The organism is Micromonospora sp. CPCC 205558 (assembly GCF_036902955.1).
In the GTDB taxonomy this organism is placed as follows: domain Bacteria; phylum Actinomycetota; class Actinomycetes; order Mycobacteriales; family Micromonosporaceae; genus Micromonospora.
The window spans coordinates 49,544-71,075 of sequence record NZ_JBAKHR010000008.1; the positions used below are offsets into that span (position 1 = coordinate 49,544).

General features: G+C 70.1%; 17 protein-coding genes and 1 tRNA gene. 10 read left to right on the forward strand and 8 right to left on the reverse strand.

Features of this window, described 5'->3' with window-relative positions; genetic code table 11:
* Together V6U86_RS11340 and V6U86_RS11345 are read right to left on the reverse strand one after the other, a co-directional pair.
* Complete coding sequence (locus V6U86_RS11340; protein WP_334501749.1) at positions 1-435, reverse strand: winged helix-turn-helix transcriptional regulator; 435 nt, start codon at positions 433-435, stop codon at positions 1-3.
* A gap of 174 nt (positions 436-609) precedes the next feature.
* Complete coding sequence (locus tag V6U86_RS11345) at positions 610-1,698, reverse strand: GNAT family N-acetyltransferase (protein WP_334501751.1); 1,089 nt, start codon at positions 1,696-1,698, stop codon at positions 610-612.
* Positions 1,699-1,739: 41 nt separating this feature from the next.
* Between V6U86_RS11345 and V6U86_RS11350 the strand changes: the two genes are divergently transcribed.
* The 4 genes from V6U86_RS11350 to V6U86_RS11365 all read left to right on the forward strand — a co-directional run bounded on the left by V6U86_RS11350 (position 1,740) and on the right by V6U86_RS11365 (position 6,039).
* Entirely contained in the window at positions 1,740-2,699 is a 960-nt protein-coding gene (locus V6U86_RS11350; RefSeq protein ID WP_334501753.1) for a DNA polymerase domain-containing protein, read from the forward strand.
* 63 nt (positions 2,700-2,762) lie between these two features.
* Positions 2,763-3,212: a helix-turn-helix transcriptional regulator gene (locus tag V6U86_RS11355; RefSeq protein ID WP_334501756.1), complete on the forward strand. Its 450-nt coding sequence runs from the start codon at positions 2,763-2,765 to the stop codon at positions 3,210-3,212.
* A 5-nt stretch (positions 3,213-3,217) separates the two neighbouring features.
* The gene (locus V6U86_RS11360; RefSeq protein WP_334501758.1) at positions 3,218-3,628 is read left to right on the forward strand and encodes a VOC family protein; all 411 of its coding nucleotides are present in this window, start codon (positions 3,218-3,220) and stop codon (positions 3,626-3,628) included.
* Positions 3,629-3,657: 29 nt separating this feature from the next.
* Complete coding sequence (locus V6U86_RS11365; protein WP_334501760.1) at positions 3,658-6,039, forward strand: excinuclease ABC subunit UvrA; 2,382 nt, start codon at positions 3,658-3,660, stop codon at positions 6,037-6,039.
* Positions 6,040-6,049: 10 nt separating this feature from the next.
* Here the strand turns inward: V6U86_RS11365 and V6U86_RS11370 are convergent, their stop codons facing one another.
* The 6 genes from V6U86_RS11370 to V6U86_RS11395 form a co-directional block, all read right to left on the reverse strand.
* Positions 6,050-6,508 (reverse strand): hypothetical protein, encoded by a 459-nt coding sequence (locus V6U86_RS11370; protein ID WP_334501762.1) that lies wholly within the window; start codon positions 6,506-6,508, stop codon positions 6,050-6,052.
* Positions 6,509-6,631: 123 nt separating this feature from the next.
* A complete protein-coding gene (locus V6U86_RS11375) occupies positions 6,632-8,395 on the reverse strand; it encodes a hypothetical protein (protein WP_334501764.1) in 1,764 nt (587 codons plus the stop codon).
* Positions 8,396-8,807: 412 nt separating this feature from the next.
* A tRNA-Arg gene (locus V6U86_RS11380) sits at positions 8,808-8,882 on the reverse strand.
* A gap of 90 nt (positions 8,883-8,972) precedes the next feature.
* On the reverse strand, positions 8,973-9,665 hold the full coding sequence (locus V6U86_RS11385; RefSeq protein WP_334501766.1) for a winged helix-turn-helix domain-containing protein: 693 nt from the start codon (positions 9,663-9,665) through the stop codon (positions 8,973-8,975).
* 340 nt (positions 9,666-10,005) lie between these two features.
* Positions 10,006-10,674: a DUF305 domain-containing protein gene (locus V6U86_RS11390; RefSeq protein WP_334501768.1), complete on the reverse strand. Its 669-nt coding sequence runs from the start codon at positions 10,672-10,674 to the stop codon at positions 10,006-10,008.
* 8 nt (positions 10,675-10,682) lie between these two features.
* Positions 10,683-11,480, reverse strand: coding sequence for a DUF3105 domain-containing protein (locus V6U86_RS11395; protein ID WP_334501770.1), 798 nt, complete (start codon positions 11,478-11,480; stop codon positions 10,683-10,685).
* A gap of 97 nt (positions 11,481-11,577) precedes the next feature.
* Between V6U86_RS11395 and argS the strand changes: the two genes are divergently transcribed.
* From argS to V6U86_RS11425, 6 genes are all read left to right on the forward strand, one after another.
* A complete protein-coding gene (gene argS / locus V6U86_RS11400; RefSeq protein ID WP_334501772.1) occupies positions 11,578-13,245 on the forward strand; it encodes an arginine--tRNA ligase in 1,668 nt (555 codons plus the stop codon).
* 1 nt (position 13,246) lies between these two features.
* Positions 13,247-14,632, forward strand: coding sequence for a diaminopimelate decarboxylase (gene lysA / locus V6U86_RS11405; RefSeq protein ID WP_112583605.1), 1,386 nt, complete (start codon positions 13,247-13,249; stop codon positions 14,630-14,632).
* Positions 14,633-14,640: 8 nt separating this feature from the next.
* Positions 14,641-15,951, forward strand: a complete 1,311-nt coding sequence (locus V6U86_RS11410) for a homoserine dehydrogenase (protein WP_334502256.1) — start codon at positions 14,641-14,643, stop codon at positions 15,949-15,951.
* Between the two features lie 139 nt (positions 15,952-16,090).
* Complete coding sequence (gene thrC, locus V6U86_RS11415) at positions 16,091-17,140, forward strand: threonine synthase (RefSeq protein WP_334501779.1); 1,050 nt, start codon at positions 16,091-16,093, stop codon at positions 17,138-17,140.
* A gap of 140 nt (positions 17,141-17,280) precedes the next feature.
* Entirely contained in the window at positions 17,281-20,553 is a 3,273-nt protein-coding gene (locus V6U86_RS11420) for an efflux RND transporter permease subunit (RefSeq protein ID WP_334501781.1), read from the forward strand.
* A gap of 139 nt (positions 20,554-20,692) precedes the next feature.
* The gene (locus V6U86_RS11425) at positions 20,693-21,532 is read left to right on the forward strand and encodes a polysaccharide deacetylase family protein (protein ID WP_334501784.1); all 840 of its coding nucleotides are present in this window, start codon (positions 20,693-20,695) and stop codon (positions 21,530-21,532) included.

The following is a 21,532-nucleotide window of genomic DNA, read 5'->3' on the forward strand; positions in this document are numbered from 1 at the left end:
TTATCCGGCGTGCTGGGCGTCGTACCTGGTCCGCGCCTCGGCGATGGCCCGGCGGTGCCGCTCGGCCCAGCTGGTCAACGCGACCAGTGACTCATAGAGCTCCAGCGCCATCGGGGTGGCGGTGTATTCGACCTTGGGTGGGACGGTCGGGTAGACCGTGCGGTGCAGCAGGCCGTCCCGTTCCAGGTTGCGCAACGTCAGGGTGAGCATCCGGCGGCTGATGCCCTCGATGTGCCGTTCCAACTCGGTGAAGCGCACCGGCCCGTTCGAGGCGGCCACCAGGATGCCGATGCTCCACTTGCCGCCGACCCGGTCGAGCACCTCGCGGACGGTGCACGCCCGAGCCTGCCCCGGGGTGAACGGCACGTCGCCGGCGGCGCAGGCGAACTCGGCCTCGGCCTGCGCGGACACATCGCTGTTCCTCTGGGACATCAAAGTGCCTCCTTCCGCTCCGCCCCATGGTCACAGACGATGACCTCGGTAACACGGCTACCGTCTCGGACCCAGGCCAGGGGGACGACACCGGCGGCGTCATCCCCTGCCCTGCCGCTGACGGGGCTACTGACGAATTGCGGCTCGTGGTGGTGGAACGCCGTCCCCGTCGGCACGTCATACGGCCCTCGAAGCCTCCAGAACCAAACGGATCTCCGTCACCTCGTAGTTGGCGCGGTCGAAGGCGGCGGCCATCGGGATGTTCGTAGTGTCCGTGGTCGCGGTGATGCGCTCGGCGCGTTCGGTCGCGTGGAAGCGGGTGATCTCGGCGAGGATCTCGTCGATCAGTCCCTTGCCGCGCTGCTCGGGTACGACACCGAGATACCCGACGTTGCGGTGATACGGGGTCGCTGACGGGACGGCCAGGCCGGCGAGAGTGCCGTCGGGCAGCTCCGCAAGCCTCCACCAGGAGCGCTCACCCGGGCAGTCGAGGTAGAACTTCATGTCCTCTTCGGCCACCTGCCTGGCGCTCTTTGTGCGCAGCTCGTCACGGGTGGCCTCGTCGAGGCTGTCGCCCGACACCCGGACGAAGGCCTCCAGGAACTCCTCGTCGCTGCCCTCGCGGAACGTCAGCCGACCGCCGGCCTCGGGCAGTCCCGCCGCCGGAGTCCACTCGTAGCGCAGGCGCTGAATCTCCCGGCTCAGCCCTGTGCGCAGGCCCGCCTCGCGACGCCAGGCCACCGCCTCGCTCAGTTCCGGTCGGCTGCTCCAGTCCGCTGGGAGGGAGAGGTTGTACTGCGGCCGCACGCCGAAGGCGGCATGCGCGGCGTCAAGGAGCCTGGTGGCGACGACGACCGGATCGGCAACGGTGGAACGGACCTGGAGGCAATCGAGCGCTATGGGGCGCTTGCTGTCGGCACGGCCCCACCACAGCGCACGGGCAAGGACGTACCCGTTCTCGTCCTCGGCAAGCCAGACCCATTCCGGGCGGAACTGGTTGGCACCGAGCTCCTCGCGGATCTTCTCAGCGGTCAGGGCGGTGATGGGACCGTCGGCCGGGTACGCGGCGGCACGGTCCAGGGCGGTGGAGTCCGCAGTAGCGGGAAAAATTTTCATTAGGCACATGATCACAAATGGAAAATGGCAGGGCAATGCAGTTCTTGCTGGCGGCCGCTTACCGTCGGCGCCCTGCTCGCCACCGCCGGTCTGATGGTCGCCGCGCTGGCCACCCTGCCGGGCGCCCGGCCCGCCGGGACCGATCGGCACGTCAGGTTGACCGAGGACACCGGGGCCGAGAGGGTGGTCGGATGAGTGCGGCTGACGAAACCCGGGACGGCGTGGCCCTGACCAACCTGGACCAGCCGCTGTCCGACCGCGATGACGCGACAAAGCGTGACCTGGTCGATTACCTCGACGCGGTCGGGGATCGGATCCTCCCGCACCTGCGTGGCCGGCCGCTGTCGGTGATCAGGGTCCGCCCGGGCCAGCCGCCGTTCATGCAGAAGAACCTGCCCCGCTACACCCCGGACTGGGTGCGCCGGGCACCGGTCTGGGCGGAGGCGTCGCACCGGGAGATCTCGTACGCCCTCTGCGACGACCGCCGCACCCTGCTCTGGTTCGCCAACCAGCGGGCCGTCGAGTACCACCCGACGCTGGCCACCGCCGCGGACCTGCACCGCCCGACCCACCTGGTCCTCGACCTCGACCCGCCGGACGGCGACGGCTTCCGGGCAGCGGTCGACGCGGCAGTGCTGGTCCGTCAGGCGCTCGCCGACGCCGGCCTGGCCGGTGCCGTCAAGACCAGCGGCGCCAAGGGAGTGCACGTCTTCGTGCCGGTGACCGACGAGCCCACGGCCGAGGAGTTGGCCGCCGCCACCCGGGCGCTCGCCGTTCGTGCCGAGCGGCTCGATCCGGCGCTGGCCACCACCGCGTACATCAAGGAGGACCGGGGTGGGCGGGTCTTCGTGGACGCCACCCGGGCGGGCGGGGCGACAGTGGCCGCCGCGTACAGCCCCCGGCTGCGCCCCGGGATGCCGGTCTCGTTCCCGGTCGACTGGGCCGACCTGCCCGAGGTGACCCCCGCCGACTTCACCATCCGGACCGCGCCGGCACTTCTCGCCGACGGCGACCGGTGGGCCGCGCTGATGCCGGCTCCGCAACCGCTCCCCGCCGACCTGGTCGCCGAGGGCCGGACCATCCCGGTGGCCCGGGTGCAGGCCATGCACGAGGGCAAGCGCCGGGCCCGCGCCCGCCGCGAGGCCGACTGACCGGCCGCCGGCCCCCGCCCGGCGAGCGGCGGATTGTCGGTGGGTTGTGGCACGATTTCGCAGGTGAGCAGCAAATCCGACGCGACGCAGCGCCTCGCCGACCTGGCGCGGCTGCGCCGGGTCCGCGACCGGATCGACCGGGAGTACGCGCAGCCACTGAATGTGGAGGCGCTCGCCCGCGGCGCGCACATGTCGGCCGGGCATCTCAGCCGCGAGTTCCGCCTCGCCTATGGCGAATCTCCGTACAGCTACCTGATGACCCGACGGATCGAGCGGGCGATGGCCCTGTTGCGCCGTGGCGACCTGAGCGTCACCGACGTCTGTTTCGCGGTCGGTTGCTCGTCGCTGGGCACCTTCAGCACCCGCTTCACCGAGCTGGTCGGCGTGCCGCCCAGCGTCTACCGGGGGCAGGCGGCGCAGGCGACGGCGGGGATGCCGTCGTGCGTGGCCAAGCAGGTGACCAGACCGGTCAGGAATCGAGAAGCGCAGGTCACCGAGCCGCAACTAGCGTGACCAGCATGGACATCACCATTCACTCAAGCTTCCTGCCGCACACCGATCCGGAGGCCTCCCTGGTCTTCTACCGCGACATCCTCGGCTTCGAGGTCCGCCTCGACGTCGGATACGAGGGGATGCGGTGGATCACGGTCGGGCCGGTCGGCCAGCCCAGCACGTCCATCGTCCTGCACCCACCGACCGCCAACCCGGGCATCACCGACGACGAGCGGAAGACCATCCTTGAGCTGATGGCCAAGGGCAGCTACTTCGGCGTCAACCTGGCCACCACCGACCTCGACGCGACCTTCGCCAAGCTGGAGGCCAGCGACGCCGAGGTCGTCCAGGAGCCGACCGAGCAGCCGTACGGCGTGCGCGACTGTGCCTTCCGGGACCCGGCGGGCAATATGGTTCGCATCCAGCAAGTGCGCTGAGTCCTGCCCGCCCGACAGATGGAGACACGATGAGCACGGCCAGCCAGCCGTCCGCGCCGCACGTCGCCGACAGCCACGACCTGATCCGGGTGCAGGGCGCGCGGGTGAACAACCTCAAGGACGTCAGCGTCGAGATTCCGAAGCGGCGGCTGACCGTGTTCACCGGTGTCTCCGGCTCCGGCAAGAGCTCGCTGGTGTTCGGCACCATCGCGGCCGAGTCGCAGCGGATGATCAACGAGACCTACAGCGCATTCGTACAGGGCTTCATGCCGACGCTGGCGCGGCCCGAGGTCGACCTGCTGGACGGCCTGACCACGGCGATCATCGTGGACCAGGAGCGGATGGGCGCCAACTCCCGCTCCACGGTCGGCACCGCCACCGACGCCAATGCGATGCTGCGCATCCTGTTCAGCCGGCTCGGGCAGCCACACATCGGCTCACCCAACGCGTACTCCTTCAATGTCCCCTCGGTGAAGGCGACCGGTGCGATCACCGTCGAGCGCGGCGCCGGCAAGACGAAGACCGAGAAGGCGACCTTCAACCGTCTCGGCGGCATGTGCCCGCGATGCGAGGGCATGGGGAAGGTGACCGACATCGACCTGTCGGCGCTCTACGACGACAACCTCTCGCTCAACGAGGGCGCGATCACCATCCCGGGTTACAGCATGGAGGGCTGGTACGGCCGGATCTTCCGGGGCTGCGGCTACTTCGACCCGGACAAGCCGATCGCCAAGTTCAGCAAGCGGGAGCTGCACGACCTGCTCCACCGGGAGCCGACCAAGATCAAGGTCGACGGCATCAACCTGACGTACGCGGGCCTGATCCCGTCGATCCAGAAGTCCTTCCTCGCCAAGGACATCGACGCATTGCAGCCGCACATCCGCGCCTTCGTGGAGCGCGCGGTGACCTTCACGACCTGCCCCGAGTGTGCAGGCACCCGGCTCAGCAAGGAAGCCCGGTCGTCGAAGATCAAGGGTAAGAACATCGCCGACGCGTGCGCGATGCAGATCAGCGATCTGGCCGCCTGGGTACGCGAGATCGAGGAACCGTCGGTCGCCCCGTTGCTGGCGGGCCTGCAACACCTCCTCGACTCGTTCGAGGAGATCGGGCTGGGCTACCTGTCGCTCGATCGGCCGTCGGGCACCCTCTCCGGCGGTGAGGCGCAGCGCACCAAGATGATCCGCCACCTCGGCTCCTCGCTGACCGACGTCACCTACGTCTTCGACGAGCCGACTATCGGGCTGCACCCGCACGACATCCAGCGGATGAACGATCTGCTGCTCCAGCTGCGCGACAAGGGCAACACCGTGCTGGTCGTGGAGCACAAGCCGGAGGCCATCGCCATCGCCGACCACGTCGTCGATCTCGGGCCCGGCGCTGGCACGGACGGCGGGACCGTCTGCTACGAGGGCACAGTGGAGGGCCTGCGGGCCAGCGGCACCATCACCGGCCGCCACCTCGACGACCGGGCGGCAATCAAGGAGACGGTGCGGACACCCACCGGCAAGCTGGAGATCCGGGGCGCCACGGCCAACAACCTCCAGGACGTGGACGTCGACGTACCCCTCGGGGTGCTCGTCGTCCTGACCGGCGTCGCCGGCTCCGGCAAGAGTTCGCTCGTGCACTCCTCGATCCCGGCCGGCGCCGGCGTGGTGTCGATCGACCAGGGCGCGATCCGCGGCTCACGGCGCAGCAACCCGGCCACGTACACCGGTCTGCTCGACCCGATCCGCAAGGCGTTCGCGAAGGCCAACGGAGTGAAACCGGCGTTGTTCAGCGCCAACTCCGAGGGTGCCTGCCCGAGCTGCAACGGCGCCGGTGTCATCTACACCGACCTGGGGATGATGGCGGGCGTCGCCGCCGTATGCGAGGACTGCGAGGGCAAGCGGTTCCAGGCGTCGGTGTTGGAATACCGCTTCGGCGGTCGCGACATCAGCGAGGTCCTCGCGATGTCGGTGACGGAAGCCGAGAAGTTCTTCGGCGCCGGCGAGGCGCGTACGCCGGCAGCGCACGCCATCCTCGACCGGCTCGCCGACGTCGGGCTCGGCTACCTGAGCCTGGGGCAGCCGCTCACCACCCTCTCCGGCGGGGAGCGGCAACGACTCAAGCTGGCCACCCACATGGCGGAGAAGGGCGGCGTCTACGTCCTCGACGAGCCGACCACCGGTCTGCACCTGGCTGACGTGGAGCAACTGCTCGGCCTGCTCGACCGCCTGGTCGACGCCGGAAAGTCGGTGATCGTCATCGAGCATCACCAGGCGGTCATGGCGCACGCGGACTGGATCATCGATCTCGGCCCCGGCGCCGGCCACGACGGTGGCCGGATCGTCTTCGAGGGCACACCCGCCGACCTCGTCGCCGCCCGCTCCACCCTCACCGGCGAGCACCTGGCGGCTTACGTCGGCGCCTGACGGCCGACCCTTACCCGACCGACGGCTGCTGGCGCTGTGCGGTCCTGACCGGCAGGGCTCCGCAGATGACGCTGATCAACCCGAGGGCGATGGTGCTCTGGGTAACGTACCCGGGCACTGACGAGGTGACGTACGTGCCGCCACCGGTGAGGCGGCACTCGAAGCGGAGCGGCAGGAAGCTGACGTCGTACCCGTCGACCAGGCCGGCCATCTGCGGCCCGGCCTGGCGACAGGGTTCGACCGGGGAGGATCCGGCGCCACCGTCCTCGGCTTGCAACACCGCGTAGGAGAGGTGGAGCAGACCCCAGGCGTACATGGCGACGGCGCCCGCCCCGAAGAGGAGCGCCGCCGCCCGCAGGCGAGGTGACCGTTCGCTGTTCCGGAAGACCGCGCGGAACCCGCGGACGGTGAGGACGGTCGCGATGACCGCCCCAGCCAGCGCCGCGAGGAGCAATCCGAGAAACAGCATGGTCGACAATGCCCTTCTGTACGTGATGGCGTCGTGCCGACGGTGACCGACTCGACCTCCGCTGTGGAGTTCTTCCTCTGCCGCTGGCGCGGGGAGAACTCCACAGCGGAGGTCAGATCCGGCTCAGAGGGTCAGCCTGATCCGGCGGCGTCGGGCCGACAGGGTGAGGAGGACTCCCAGAACGGCCAGTGCGGCGCCCACGCCGGCGATGACGCCGACCTGACTGCCCGTGATGGGCAGCCCTCCGGTGTCACCCGGGCTGGACGACGGAGCGGGCGTGGCCGGATCCGGGCTGGATGACGGAGCGGGCGTGGTCGGATCCGGGCTGGATGACGGAGCGGGCGTGGTCGGATCCGGGCTGGCGCAGGGCACCGCGGAGTCAGTGGGCGACGGGGCGACCGGAGAGCCGGATCCGGCGTCCTGGACGACGAGACCCGCCTCGAGCGGGAAGCTCATCGGGTATCGCCACCCGCCGTAGACGTGCCCCTCGATCGGCGAAGCCTTGTCGATGCGGAGCTTCACCGCGAACATCGCTCCGTCACAGGCGCGGATCACCGTCTTGACGTCACAGAGAAGCATGTCGCGATCGTTGGTCAGGTCCACCGCGCCGCCCGCACCTCTCGGCCTTGCGGACTTGTCATCCGGTCCCGGCCCCGCGGGCTCGTCGTTTGGATCCGTATAGACGTACTTGGCGCACTCGCTCGGCTTCTCCAGGACAGTCACGCCCACCGGCAGCACGACGAGGACGCTCGGGGTCCAGGAGTCGGAGCTCTCGACGTAGTCGAAGCGGCTCCGGTTCTGCATCCCGAACCGCACGGATACGGTGTCTCCCGGATTGCCGGCAACCGTGTCGCCGATCGCGGCGAGGTAGTGCCGGGCCAACTCCGCGTCCATTGGGATGCTGATCCGGCCCATGCTCTCGGAGCGGTTGGTGTCGACCTGCGGCACGTTACGCTCGGTTGTCGGCGCGACGGTGTTGTCGCTGTTGAAGATGCTCAGCACACCATCCTGCCCGGGCGTACCCACCTCCACCGGGGCGCTGGCCTGACGTGCCGCCCATTCGGTCAGCGGCCACAGCCGGTATTCGAGCGACACTGTCCTGGCTCTGAAGATCGGATCTAGCGCCTTGAACGGCAGATCCACATAGGGGCCACGGACCGGGTCGACGCGCTGCCGAAAGATGCAGGTGCGCAGGCGATCCCCGTCGTAGGTGCAGTTCGAGTACTTCCGCCGGGCGGCGATGGCATCGTCTTCAACATCGTAGTTGTTGAACTCCACCACTATGCCGTGCACGGCCCTGGCGTAGCCCCGCAGCCTCATGCGCACGGCCAATGCCTCGCCGGGTTTCGTCACGACAGGTCCCGAAGTGCCCGGCGTGTTGGCCTCGTAGATTGCGACGTCCTCCGCGACGGTTGCCGTCGCCTCATCGCGGACGGTCGGCCTACCGTCCGCTTCGACCGTTATCTTCACCACGCCCGACGCCCCAACCGGCGCGTCCGGAAATGCTTTGAGCCCGATCGCCGCTGGGCGTCCGGTGTTTGTGACACAGGTGATGACGGCACCGACCTGCTCGCATTTATAAAACGGGGAGTAGTCGACCGAGGCGTTCACCACGGCGGCCAGACCGGAGGTGTCGAAAGTGGTCTTCACCTTCCCGCGAACGGGCTTGGCGGCGCTCACGTGTACTTCGAGCGGCGCCGGGCTGCGGGTTTCGTATCCGCTCGACCGGACGTTCTTCGACACGAACACATCTGCGACGCTCAACTTGAGGTCGTCGTCGAGCGCGGCGGACGCCGAGGCAGGCGCCACAGTGCTGAGAGAACACGCAGCGGCAAAAGCTGCGGCCCACCGTAAGGATTTCGAGATTGGCATCCGCTCGGCTTTCATGAGGGGCTTGCTGAACGGCGCAGCCTAACATGATCCAATTCACGGCGCGGCCCCGTTGAATCGCTGGTTCCCGCGTCCGTTAAATGCTTTCCGCGCCATTGAAGAAACCTTGTGGGCCGCTCCCGCCGACCCGGGTTGCGCCCGATCAAGCCGGGCGGGTCGAGCCCCGGCCCGGTACGGCGGCGGAGGTCGTGATCATGCGACCATCGGGAATGGGCCCGGACCTTGTACCGCATGCGGGAGGTCCGGGGGTGTGTGACGCGCGAGTGCTGACGTCGGCGTGACGCCCTCGGCGGCACGCCGGCGCAACAGGTGCGACGTGGCGGTCCCGGCCATCTGGACAGCCGGACGCAGAAGTAAGGCCCCTGACCGGGATTCCCCTGGTCAAGGGCCTTTTCGTGCTGCTCATGGATGGTGCCCCCGGCAGGATTCGAACCTGCGCCCCCGCCTCCGGAGGGCGGTGCTCTATCCCCTGAGCTACGGGGGCTCAGCGACTGGAGAAGACTAGCAAACCTCTCCTGCGTACGCCGAATCGGTATCGGGTGAGCCGATCGTGTCGGACCGGCTCACCCGGCGCTCAGGCCGCTATCGCCCGCCCGCAACTGGGCAGCGGGTGCAGGACGATCCGTCGCGGGAGCCGGCGGGGCCACTCGTTGCGGGGCCAGGAGCCGTCCACGATCAGGTGCACCGTGCGCTGCTCCTCGCCGCTGAGCCGCAACACGAAGTCGCGGGGGAGCGGCGGGTCCACCGTCGGTGTGGTGATCATGAAGCGCACCCGACCGCGAGACGAGACAGCGGAGATCACGTCGGCGGCCGGCATCGTGCCGCGCAGCCGGACCCGGCCGATCCAGTAGACCTCCGCGAGGTGCTCCTGGGCGGCCCGGGTGATCGCCGGGTACTCGCTGCGGACCCAACGCTCGACCGCGCTGACGCAGAGCCCGCACGCCCGCTCGCGCGGCTCCCGCGGACCCAACCCCCAGGCCCGCAGGTACGCCCCCACGGCGCCAGCGTCCAACGGCAGGTCGAAGCGCCGCTGGATGAGCGTGGTGAGGCTCTGCCGTGTCCACAACTCCTCGTCCAGCCCGAACTCGTCGGGGTGGACGCCCCGCAGCGCGTCGATCAACTCGAGTTCCTGTTCGCGGCTGAGCATTCCCGGCTCGCCCTGCCGCTGTCCGCGACGGACGGCTGCCACCGCCCCGTCACCACCGATGGTGTGGCGTCGGCACCAGCTGGTGACCGAACGCCGTGCGTCTCTGAGTGCAACCCCCACGTCTTGGGCAACGAGCCCGAATCGCAACTGGTCACGATATGTGGGGAGAAAACTCTCTAAGCAACGTAATCGCCTGTGCCACGCAAAACACCCACAAGGGACGAGCAGGGCTTTCAGGTCACATCCGACGGTCCGCCAGCCTTGATCGACTCGGGTTCCTGCAAGTCGGGGTGTCTTGGTCGCTTGGAGAGCCCGACTTCCTGCAAACCGCGTCGATCAAGGGTCTGGGGTGCGGTGCGGCGCGGGTCGGGTGGCGGGGTGCGTTGGTGGCGACATGGTGCGGCCCGCGTCACCGCCACAGGTTGGCGGGGACGCGGGCCGGGTGAGCCCGTCCGGTCGGTCAGCCCTTGGCCTGCGCCTGGAGCTGCCGGAGGTTGTTCAGCTCGGACTGCTGGGTGGCCTTCATCGTGTTCGCGACCCGCAGCACCTCGTCGTTGTCGGTCGCGTCGAGCGCCGCGTCGATCATGTGGATGCCGCCCAGGTGGTGGTCGTACATCAGGGCCAGGAACTGCCTGTCGACCTCGATGCCCTGAGCGTTGCGCAGGGCGGTCATCTGTTGCGGCGTGGCCATGCCCGGCATCAGACCGTCCTTGACGGTGGCTCCGTCGGACATCCACGACATCGGCGGGTTCGACCCGGTCGGGCTGAGGCCCCATTCGCGCAGCCAGGTCTGCATGGCGCCGATCTCGCCCTGCTGCCCGGTGGCGATGTCGACGGCGATCTGCCGCACCTCGGGGAGAGTCGCCGACCGGTACGCGATCAGGCTCATCTCCACGGCCTGCGCGTGGTGGGTGGTCATGTCCCGGGCGAAGCCCGCCTCCACCGAGGCGTCACCGGGTCGGGTGAGCCGCGGGGTGAGCAGGCCGCCCGCGTATCCGAGGAGGAGCCCCACCACCAGCATGATGGCGAGCGCCAGCACGCCGTAGCGCGACGCCGGGGCCCGGCCGCCCTCGTCCGGGTCGGCCGGGATCTCGTCGTACTCGCTGTCGGTGGTCGCCGGAGCGGTCATTGCGGTCCTTACTGGGTGGGCTGCTGCTGGAGCTCACGCGGCGTGGTGCCGGTGGCGGTGATGCCGGTGTTGCAGAGCGCCGTCGGGCCCTCGACGGAGGCGTTCACCCGCAGGTCCTTGATGAACTCGTCGATCCGCGAATCGTCGGCGTTGTCGACCTTGAGCTGGTAGCCCCAGGCCTGCAGCGAGATCGGCTTGTCCAGGCCCTCGTACGGGCTCATGAAGGTCTTCTCGACGCCGCGCACCTTGCCGGCGAGCTTGTCGACCTGGTCCTTGGGCAGGTCGGGGCGGTAGGTGATCCACACCGCGCCGTGCTCCAGGCTGTGCACCGCGTGCTCGTTGGCGATCGGGGCGTCGTACACGTCGCCCATGCAGTTCTGCCAGGCGGCGTTGTGCACCCCACCCACCGGCGGCGAGTAGTTCCAGGTCAGCGGGCCCGACTTGTGCGACTCGTACTTCAGGCTGTCCGGGTCGGACTTGCGGATGTTGGCGATGCCGTCGATCGCGTTGGCGCGCTTGTCCCACGGCTTGGAGCCCTGGAACGACGCCCAGGCGCCGTACCCGATGATGCCGGCGGCGAGCACGCCCACCGCGACGAAGAGCGCGATCGGACCCCAGGCGCGGCCCTGGCTCACCTTGACCGGGGTGACCGGCTTGCGCGGGCCCTTGCCACCGGCCCGGGGGGAGCCCGTCGGCTTGCCGGAACCGGCCTTGGCGCCGGACGCCGGCCGGCCTGCGGCCGGCTTCTTGCCGGTGCTGACCACGGTCGGGCGGCGCTCAGGGCCACCCGGGGTGCTGATGCTCATCGTGCCTCGTCAAGTCGGTCGGTCAGGGGAGTGGCGGGCCGGATGACGCGCAGGGGAGCCGCCGAGTGCCCGAGTCTACCCCCGATAACATGGTTGGGTGACTCCTGCAGAACTAGCCTCGGTCGTCCTTGCCGCCGCCCACGCCGTCTTCGAGCAGCGTGGGCTCGACCGCGCCGCGCTGCCGGCGAGCACGGTGGTGGAGCGACCGCGCAACCCCGAGCACGGCGACTACGCCTCGACGCTCGCGCTGCAGTTGAGCAAGAAGGTGGGCGTCCCGCCCCGGGAGCTGGCTACGGCCCTGGCCGACGAGCTGGGCCGGGCAGCTGGGGTCAAATCGGTGGAAATCGCCGGGCCGGGCTTCCTGAACATCCGGCTCGACGCGGCCGCCGCCGGTCAGCTCGCGCGGGTGATCGTCGAGGCCGGCACGGAGTACGGCCGCAGTGACCGGCTCGCCGGCGAGAAGATCAACCTGGAGTTCGTCTCGGCCAACCCGACCGGGCCGGTGCACATCGGCGGGGTCCGCTGGGCGGCCGTGGGTGACGCGCTGAGCCGGCTGCTGCGGGCCACCGGCGCCGACGTCGGCACGGAGTACTACTTCAACGACGCGGGTTCGCAGATCGACCGGTTCGCCCGGTCGCTGCTCGCCGCCGCGAAGGGCGAGCCGGCGCCGGAGGACGGTTACGGCGGGGCGTACATCGCCGAGATCGCCACCGAGGTGCAGGCCCGCCGGCCGGAGGTGCGCTCGCTCGACGACGACGCCGCCCAGGAGGTCTTCCGGGTCGAGGGCGTCGCGTTGATGTTCGACGAGATCCGCTCCTCGCTGCGCGACTTCGGGGTGGAGTTCGACACCTACTTCAACGAGAAGGACCTGCACGACCGGGGCGAGCTGGACCTGGCCCTGAACCGGCTGCGTGAGCAGGGGCACCTCTACGAGTCCGAGGGCGCCACCTGGCTGCGCACCACCGACTTCGGCGACGACAAGGACCGGGTGCTGCGCAAGTCCAACGGCGAGTGGACGTACTTCGCCGCGGACTGCGCCTACTACCTGGACAAGCGCGAGCGCGGCTTCGAGCGGGTCGTGATCATGCTGGGCGCCGACCACCATGGTTACATCGGCCGGATGAAGGCGATGGCCGCCTGCTTCGGCGACGACCCGGACCGCAACCTGGAGATCCTCATCGGGCAGCTGGTGAACCTGCTGCGCGACGGCGCCCCGATGCGGATGAGCAAGCGGGCCGGCACGGTGATCACCCTGGAGGACCTGGTCGAGGCGATCGGTGTGGACGCCTCCCGGTACGCGTTGGCCCGCTACTCCAGCGACTCCCCGATCGACATCGACATCGAGCTGTGGACCCGCGCGACCCGCGACAACCCGGTCTACTACGTGCAGTACGTCGCCGCCCGGACGGCGGGCGTGGCACGCAACGCCGCCGAGGTGGGCCTGGTTCCGGGCGACGCCGACGCGTTCCGCCCCGAGCTGCTCGATCACGAGAAGGAGAACGAGCTGCTCAAGGCGCTCGCCCAGTTCCCCGCGGTGGTGGCCACGGCCGCCGAGCTGCGGGAGCCTCACCGGGTCGCTCGTTACCTGGAGGAGAGCGTCGCCGCCTCCTACCACCGGTTCTACGACAACTGCCGGGTGCTGCCCCTGGGCGACGAGGAGGTCACCGACCTGCACCGCGCCCGGCTGTGGCTCAACAACGCCACCCGCACGGTTGTCGCCAACGGCCTGTACCTGCTCGGCGTCTCCGCGCCCGAGAGGATGTGACATGAGGGCTCATGAGGCTGGTGCGCTGCACGCGGACATCAGCAACCAGGGGCCGGCCTGGCTGCGTACCCCGGCCGACGTCAACGCCCTCGTGCCGGCGCTGTGGCCGCGGTCGGTGACGCGCGGGGCCGACGGCGCGGTCGCCGTCGCGGGCCTGAGCGTCCGCGACATCGCGGCCGAGTTCGGCACCCCGGTGTACGTCCTCGACGAAGCCGACCTGCGCTCGCGCTGCCGCGACTTCCGGGCGGCCTTCCCGACCGAGGACGTCTTCTACGCCGGCAAGGCGTTCCTCTGCCGGGCGGTCGTCCGGATGATCGCCGAGGAGGGGCTGCACCTGGACGTCTGCACCGGCGGCGAGCTGGCCACCGCGCTCTCGGCCGGGATGCCGCCGGAGCGGATCGGCTTCCACGGCAACAACAAGTCGGTCGCCGAGCTGGGTCGGGCGTTGGACGCCGGGGTGGGTCGGATCATCGTCGACTCGTTCACCGAGATCGACCGGCTCACCGCGCTGGCCCGCGAGCGCGGGGTCCGGCCCCGGGTGCTGGTCCGGGTCACGGTGGGGGTCGAGGCGCACACCCACGAGTTCATCGCCACCGCTCACGAGGACCAGAAGTTCGGCTTCTCGCTGGCCGGCGGCGCCGCCGCGAACGCCGCGTTCAAGATCCTCGACGAGGGCGTGCTGGAGCTGCGCGGGCTGCACTCGCACATCGGCTCGCAGATCTTCGACGCCAGCGGCTTCGAGGTCTCGGCCCGGCGGGTGCTCGCCCTCCAGGCGCAGATCCGCGACGCGCGCGGGGTGGAGCTGCCCGAGCTGGACCTGGGCGGCGGCTTCGGCATCGCGTACACCACCCAGGACGACCCGGCGACCCCGCAGGATCTGGCCAAGCGCCTTCGCAAGATCGTCGATTCGGAGTGCGCGGCGGAGAACCTGGCCGTGCCGCACCTGTCCATCGAGCCGGGCCGGGCCATCGTCGGGCCGGCCGTGTTCACCCTCTACGAGGTCGGCACGGTCAAGGACCTCGACGGCCTCCGGACGTACGTCAGCGTCGACGGCGGGATGAGCGACAACATCCGCACCGCCCTGTACGACGCGTCCTACTCCGCGACGCTGGCCTCGCGCGCCTCGACCGCGCAGCCGTTGCTCGCCCGCGTGGTGGGAAAGCACTGTGAGTCCGGGGACATCGTGGTGAAGGATGAATTCCTGCCCGCCGACGTGCAGCCCGGAGATCTTGTCGCAGTGCCCGGCACCGGTGCGTACTGCCGAAGCATGGCCAGCAACTACAACCATGTGCCCCGGCCACCGGTCGTCGCCGTGCGCGACGGCCAGGCGCGTCTGATCGTCCGGCGGGAAACCGAAGAGGACCTGCTCGCTTTGGATGTGGGATGACGTCACCTGTGCGCTTGGCGCTGCTCGGCTGCGGCACTGTCGGCCAGGAGGTGGTCCGGCTGCTGCACGAGCAGTCGGCCGACCTGGCCGCGCGGATCGGCGCTCCGCTGGAGATCGCCGGCATCGCCGTCCGCCGGCTCGGCCGCGACCGGGGTGACCTGCCGGTCGCCGAGGACCTGTTCACCACCGACGCGCTCGGCCTGATCAAGCGCGACGACGTCGACGTGGTGATCGAGGTGGTCGGTGGCATCGAGCCGGCACGAAGCTGGCTGGTCGAGGCGCTGCGCGCCGGCAAGAGCGTGGTCACCGCCAACAAGGCGCTGCTCGCCGAGGACGGCGTGGCCCTGCACGAGGCGGCGGCCGAGGGCGGCGGCGACCTCTACTACGAGGCGTCCGTGGCCGGGGCCATCCCGCTGCTGCGTCCGCTGCGTGAGTCGCTGCACGGCGATCGGATCAACCGGGTCACCGGCATCGTCAACGGCACCACCAACTTCATCCTCTCCGCGATGGACGCGACCGGCGCCGGCTTCGCCGAGGCACTGGAAGAGGCCACCGCCCTGGGGTACGCGGAGGCCGACCCGACCGCCGACGTGGAGGGCTTCGACGCGGCGGCGAAGGCGGCGATCCTCGCCTCGTTGGCGTTCCACACCCGGGTCGGCGCCGCCGACGTGCACCGTGAGGGCATCACCGAGGTGACCGCCGCGGACATGGCCAGCGCCCAGGCGATGGGCTGCACGATCAAACTGCTCTGCATCGCGGCCCGGGGCGTCGACGCGAGCGGCCGGGAGACGGTCAGCGTCCGGGTGCACCCGGCGATGATCCCCCGCAGTCACCCGCTGGCCAGTGTCGGGGACGCGTTCAACGCGGTCTTCGTGGAGGCGGACGCGGCTGGGCAGCTGATGTTCTACGGTCGGGGCGCCGGTGGGGCGCCCACCGCCAGCGCGGTGCTCGGTGACGTGGTCGCGGTGTCCCGCAACCGGCTCGCCGGGGTGCGCGCGGCCAGCGAGAGCGCGTACGCGGCCCTGGCGGTCCGGCCGATGGGTGAGGCGTTGACCCGCTACCACGTGAGCCTCGACGTGGCCGACCGACCGGGCGTGCTGGCCTCGGTGGCGGGCGTGTTCGCCCGGCACGACGTGTCCATCGCGACCGTGCGGCAGGGGTCGGCGGGCGGGCCGGCGGGCCGCGACGGCGACGCCGAGCTGGTCATCGTGACGCATGTGGCACCGGACGCCGCGCTCGCCGCGACCGTCGGCGAGCTGCGCGGTCTGGACACCGTCCGTTCGGTGACCAGTGTGCTGCGGGTCGAAGGCGACGCCTGAGTCGTTGCATCATCGACGGGACGGCTCGCGCGTCCCGCCAGGTGGGTATGCCGGGGTGTGCCATTGACCGCTCCGGCAGGCTGGTCCAAGGTGGCCCTGATGTTCGGCTGGGCGCGGCGGTAGAGGCGAGGAGAACGACATGTGGCGGGGTCTGATCGAGGCGTACCGGGATCGGCTGCCGGTCACCGCGGCCACGCCGGTCGTCACGCTGCACGAGGGGAACACCCCGCTGTTGCCGGCGCCGGTGCTGTCCGCCCGGCTCGGTTGCGACGTGTACCTCAAGGTGGAGGGTGCCAACCCGACCGGCTCCTTCAAGGACCGGGGGATGACCCTCGCGGTGTCCAAGGCGGTCGAGGCCGGCAACAAGGCCATCATCTGCGCCTCCACCGGCAACACCAGCGCCTCCGCCGCGGCGTACGCGGCTCGGGCCGGGTTGACCTGCGCCGTGTTGGTGCCGCAGGGCAAGATCGCGTTGGGCAAGTTGGCCCAGGCGCTGGTGCACGGCGCGAAGCTGCTCCAGGTGAGCGGCAACTTCGACGACTGCCTCGCGACGGCCGCCAAACTCGCCCAGGACTACCCGGTCGCGTTGGTCAACTCGGTCAACATCGACCGGCTGCACGGCCAGAAGACCGCTGCCTTCGAGATCGTCGAGGCGCTCGGTGACGCGCCGGACATCCACTGCCTGCCGGTCGGCAACGCCGGCAACATCTCCGCGTACTGGATGGGCTATTCGGAGGAGATGACCGCCGGCACCACCACCAGGACGCCGAAGATGTATGGCTTCCAGGCCGCCGGGGCGGCCCCGATCGTGACCGGCCAGGTGGTGCCGGAGCCGTCGACGATCGCCACCGCGATCCGGATCGGCAACCCGGCGAGCTGGACGAAGGCGTTGGATGCCCGGGATGCCTCCGGTGGCCTGATCGTGTCGGTGACCGACCGGGAGATCCTCTCCGCGTACCGTCTGCTCGCCCGCGAGGTGGGGGTCTTCGTCGAGCTGGGCAGCGCGGCCAGCGTGGCCGGCCTGCTGCAGCAGGCCGCAGCGGGCGCGGTCCCGTCCGGTTCCACGGTGGTCTGCACGGTGACCGGCCATGGGTTGAAGGACCCGGAATGGGCGATTTCCACCGCGCCGGCACCGGTGACCATCGCGAACGATCCGCTGGCTGCGGCCCGCGCCCTCGACCTGGTCTGAGCGCACCACCGTCAGGTGGTGCTCGGCGGTGGGCAGGCGGCCCGCGGGACGGCCCGGGGGCGGCGGGGGTCGGAGTAGGCGAGTCCGGCACACTTTCGGGTATCCCCGCCCGCCTTCTCGTTCAGGAGTGAGCCAGGCCGATGTCGCTGCTCGCCAGATTCAGCCTCGCCAACCGAGGGCTGATAGCCCTCATCGCGGTGGTGACCACGGTGTTCGGAGCGTTCGCCGTGCCGTCGCTGAAGCAGCAACTGCTGCCGTCGCTCGAATTCCCGGCCGCGTTCATCGTGGCCCCCTACCCCGGCGCCGGCCCCGAGATCGTCGAGTCGCAGGTGACCGAGCCGATCGAGAACGCCCTGCAGGGCATCCCCGGGCTGGACAAGATCACCTCCACGTCCCGCGAGGGGGCGGCCACCGTTCAGGTGCTGTACGAGTTCGGCACCGACCTGGACGACGTGGTCAACAAGATGCAGACCGCGTTGAGCCGAATCGACGCTCAGCTGCCGGAGAACGTCGATCCGCAGGTCATCGCGGGTAGCACCGACGACCTTCCGGCGGTGGTGCTGGCCGCGGCCGGCGCGGCGGACGAGCGGGCGCTCGCCGAGAAGCTGCGTGCCACGGTGGTGCCGGAGCTGGAGGGCATCGAGGGGGTCCGCACGGTCGAGGTGACCGGCACCCGCGACAGCGTCGTTGTGGTCACCCCGGATCCGGCGAAGCTGGCCGCCGCGAAGATCCAGCCGACGGCGATCGGCGCGGCGCTGAAGACCAACGGCGTGGCGGTTCCGGCCGGTGCGGTGACCGACGGCGCGCTGGCCCTGCCGGTGCAGGTCGGCACGCCGATCGCCACCCTGGACGAGCTGCGCGGCATCGTGGTCGCCCCGGCCGCGGCACCTGTCCGCCTCGGTGACCTGGCGACGGTCGAGCAGCAGCTCGCGCCGGCCACGGCGATCACCCGGACCAACGGCAAGGACAGCCTCGGCATCGCGGTCACCGCGACGCCGGACGGCAACGCCGTGCAGATCTCGCACGACATCCGTGACCGGCTCGACGACCTGAAGGACGCCTCCGGCGCGGAGCTGACAGTGGTCTTCGACCAGGCGCCGTTCGTCGAGAAGTCGATCGAGTCGCTGACCACCGAGGGCCTGCTGGGCCTGCTGATGGCGGTCATCGTCATCCTGGTCTTCCTGCTGTCGGTGCGCTCGACGGTGGTCACCGCGGTCTCCATCCCGCTCTCCGTGCTGGTGGCGCTGATCGCCCTGTGGATCGGTGACTACTCGCTCAACCTGCTCACCCTCGGCGCGTTGACCATCGCGGTCGGTCGGGTGGTGGACGACTCGATCGTGGTGTTGGAGAACATCAAACGACACCTGGAGTACGGCGAGGAGAAGCGGCACGCCATCATCACCGGCGTCCGGGAGGTGGCCGGTGCGGTGACCGCGTCCACCCTCACCACGGTGGCGGTGTTCGCGCCGATCGCGTTGGTCGGCGGGTTCGTGGGCCAGCTCTTCGCGCCGTTCGCGATCACCGTGACGGTGGCCCTGCTCGCCTCCCTGCTGGTGTCGTTGACCGTGATCCCGGTCCTCGCGTACTGGTTCCTCAAGCCGCCCAGCGGCACCGCGGACGACGAGGCGGTGCGCCGCGCCGCGGAGGAGAAGGAGCTGCGCAGCCCGTTGCAGCGGGCGTACCTGCCGGTGATCGGCTTCGCCACCGGCAAGCGGTCGACCCGCTGGGTCACCGTGGGGCTCGGGCTGCTGGTGCTCTTCGGCACGTTCGGTCTGGCGCAGAAGTTGGAGACCAACTTCCTGGACGACTCCGGCCAGGACACCCTCAACATGAGCCAGGAGCTGCCGGCCGGCAGTGGCCTGGCGGCCACCGACGCGGCGGCGAAGCAGATCGAGTCGGTGCTGTCCCGCACCGAGGGCGTAAAGACGTACCAGGTGACCGCGGGCGGTGGGGACAACCCGTGGGCGGGCGGCGGCGGCAACAACGTCGCCAGCTGGTCGCTGGCGCTCGACGGTGACACCGACGCCAAGCAGATGCGTGAGGTGCTGCGCAAGGAGTTCGACAAGCTCGGCAGCGGACTGGGCGAGATCAGCTTCGGTGGAGGCCAGGAGGCGTCGACCAGCCAGCTGGAGGTGATCGTCCAGGCCAGCGACCCGGAGGTGCTGACCCGGGCCGCCGAGGAGGCGCGGGCCGCGATGGCCGGTGTTCCGGACGTCGAGGATGTCACCACCAGCCTGGCCGCGCAGGTGCCACGGGTCGACGTGACTGTCGACCGGGTCGCCGCCGGGCGGGTCGGGCTCACCGAGGCCGCCGTGGGGCAGTTGGTGTCGCAGGCGTTCCGGGGAGCGCCGCTCGGTCAGGTCACGCTCGACGGTCAGCAGCAGAACGTGGTGCTGCGGCTGGGCACGCAGCCGCCGATGACCGTGGACGAGCTGCGGGCGCTGCCCGTGGGTCCGGTCAAGTTGGGCGACATCGCGAAGGTCACCCAGGGCGAGGGGCCGCAGCAGGTCAGTCGGATCGACGGTGAGCGCAGCGTGTCGGTGACCGGCGCGGCGACCGGCTCGAACCTGGGCGCCACCAGCAAGGAGCTGCAGAAGCGGCTGGACGGCATCAACGTGCCGGGCGCGAGCTTCACCATCGGTGGTGTCAGCGCGGATCAGGCGGATGCCTTCGCGGACCTGGGCCTGGCGGTGCTGGCCGCGATCGCGATCGTCTTCCTGATCATGGTGGCCACGTTCCGTAGCCTCACCCAGTCGCTGATCCTGCTGATCTCCATCCCGTTCGCGGCGACCGGTGCGATCGGCCTGCTGTTGGTCACCGGGACGCCGCTCGGTGTGCCGGCGCTGATCGGTGTGCTGATGCTGGTCGGCATCGTGGTGACCAACGCGATCGTGTTGCTCGACCTGATCAACCAGTACCGGGCGCAGGGCATGGGGGTCCGGGAGGCGGTGGTCGAAGGTGGCCGTCGCCGACTGCGCCCGATCCTGATGACGGCGGTGGCGACCATCTTCGCGCTGCTGCCGATGGCGCTCGGGTTGACCGGTGAGGGCGGCTTCATCTCTCAGCCGCTGGCGGTCGTGGTGATCGGTGGTCTGCTCAGCTCGACGTTGCTCACGCTGATCCTGGTGCCGACGCTGTACACGATGGTGGAGCACACCAAGGAGTCGCTGCGCGTTCGGCGTGCCCGGCGGCGTTCCGGAGGGTCGGCGGCCGTGGAGACGGGCGAGGTGCCCGCCCCGAACCAGGTAGCGGTGCCGAGCGGCGCGCCCGTCCCGGCTTCGGCCGATGGCGCGCAGCCCGCCGGGCGACCGGCGCCGTCGGCCGCGCTGGTGGAGGGCACGGACCAGTTCGAGGTGTTGCGGCTGCCCCGTAGCCGTACGTCACCGCTGCCTCCGGCGGAGCCCACCGAGTAGGTCGAAGCGCGGTTCGGAACGCCCCCGGTGATTTCTGCCGGGGGCGTTCCCGTGCATTTGGCTGAGAACACTCCGATCCGACCCGCACTGCACATTGAGTAACTTCCTGCATACTCCTCGTAGATGGATGGGGGTGTGAGTGGAGCCGGACGGGCGGACGACCGAAGGGGCGCGCGGGTGGCTGCGACGCGACCTGCTGCGCCGTGGCCTGCTGGTGGGAGGTGGTGCGGCCGTCGGCGCGGGGGCGTCCCAGGCGTGGTGGATCACCCGTCGTCGTCGGCTACCGATCGCCGGTGGCGCCGCCAGTGCCACCCTCGGCAGCGGCCAGCAGGACGTCGGCTCCGGCGCGCTGGAGGTCGTCTGGTCGGGGCGGACCGACCAGCGCCTGGTGGCCCTCACCTTCGACGACGGCCCCGCACCACAGTGGACTCCGATGGTGCTCGACACCCTGGCCCAGCACCAGGTGCCGGCCACCTTCTTCATGGTCGGGTCGCAGGTCCGCCGGCACGCCGACGTCGTCCGCGACCGGCTCGCCGGGCACGAGGTGGGCAGCCACAGCTGGGCACACCGGGACCTGGCCGAACTGGACGCCGCCGATGTCTACGACGACCTGCGCCGCACCCACGACGCGATCGCCGAGCTGACCGGGGTGCCGCCGGTGCTGTTTCGTCCGCCGTACGGCCACCTGGGCGGTGCGGTGCTGCACGCGGCGGCCCGACTGAACTATCGGCTGGTGCTCTGGTCGTTGCAGATGGTGGAGGGTAGGTTCCCCGACGATCCGGCCGGCCATGCCCAGCGGATGGTGGCCGAGGTCCGACCGGGAACGATCGTGCTCGGCCATGATGTGGGAACGCGCCAACGGTTGGTCGCGCTGCGTGGTCTGACCGACATGATCAACGGGCTGCGGTCGCGCGGCTACACCTTCGTCACGGTCTCATCGCTGCTGGGAGTGGGTGTGACTCCGACACCGACCGGGTAG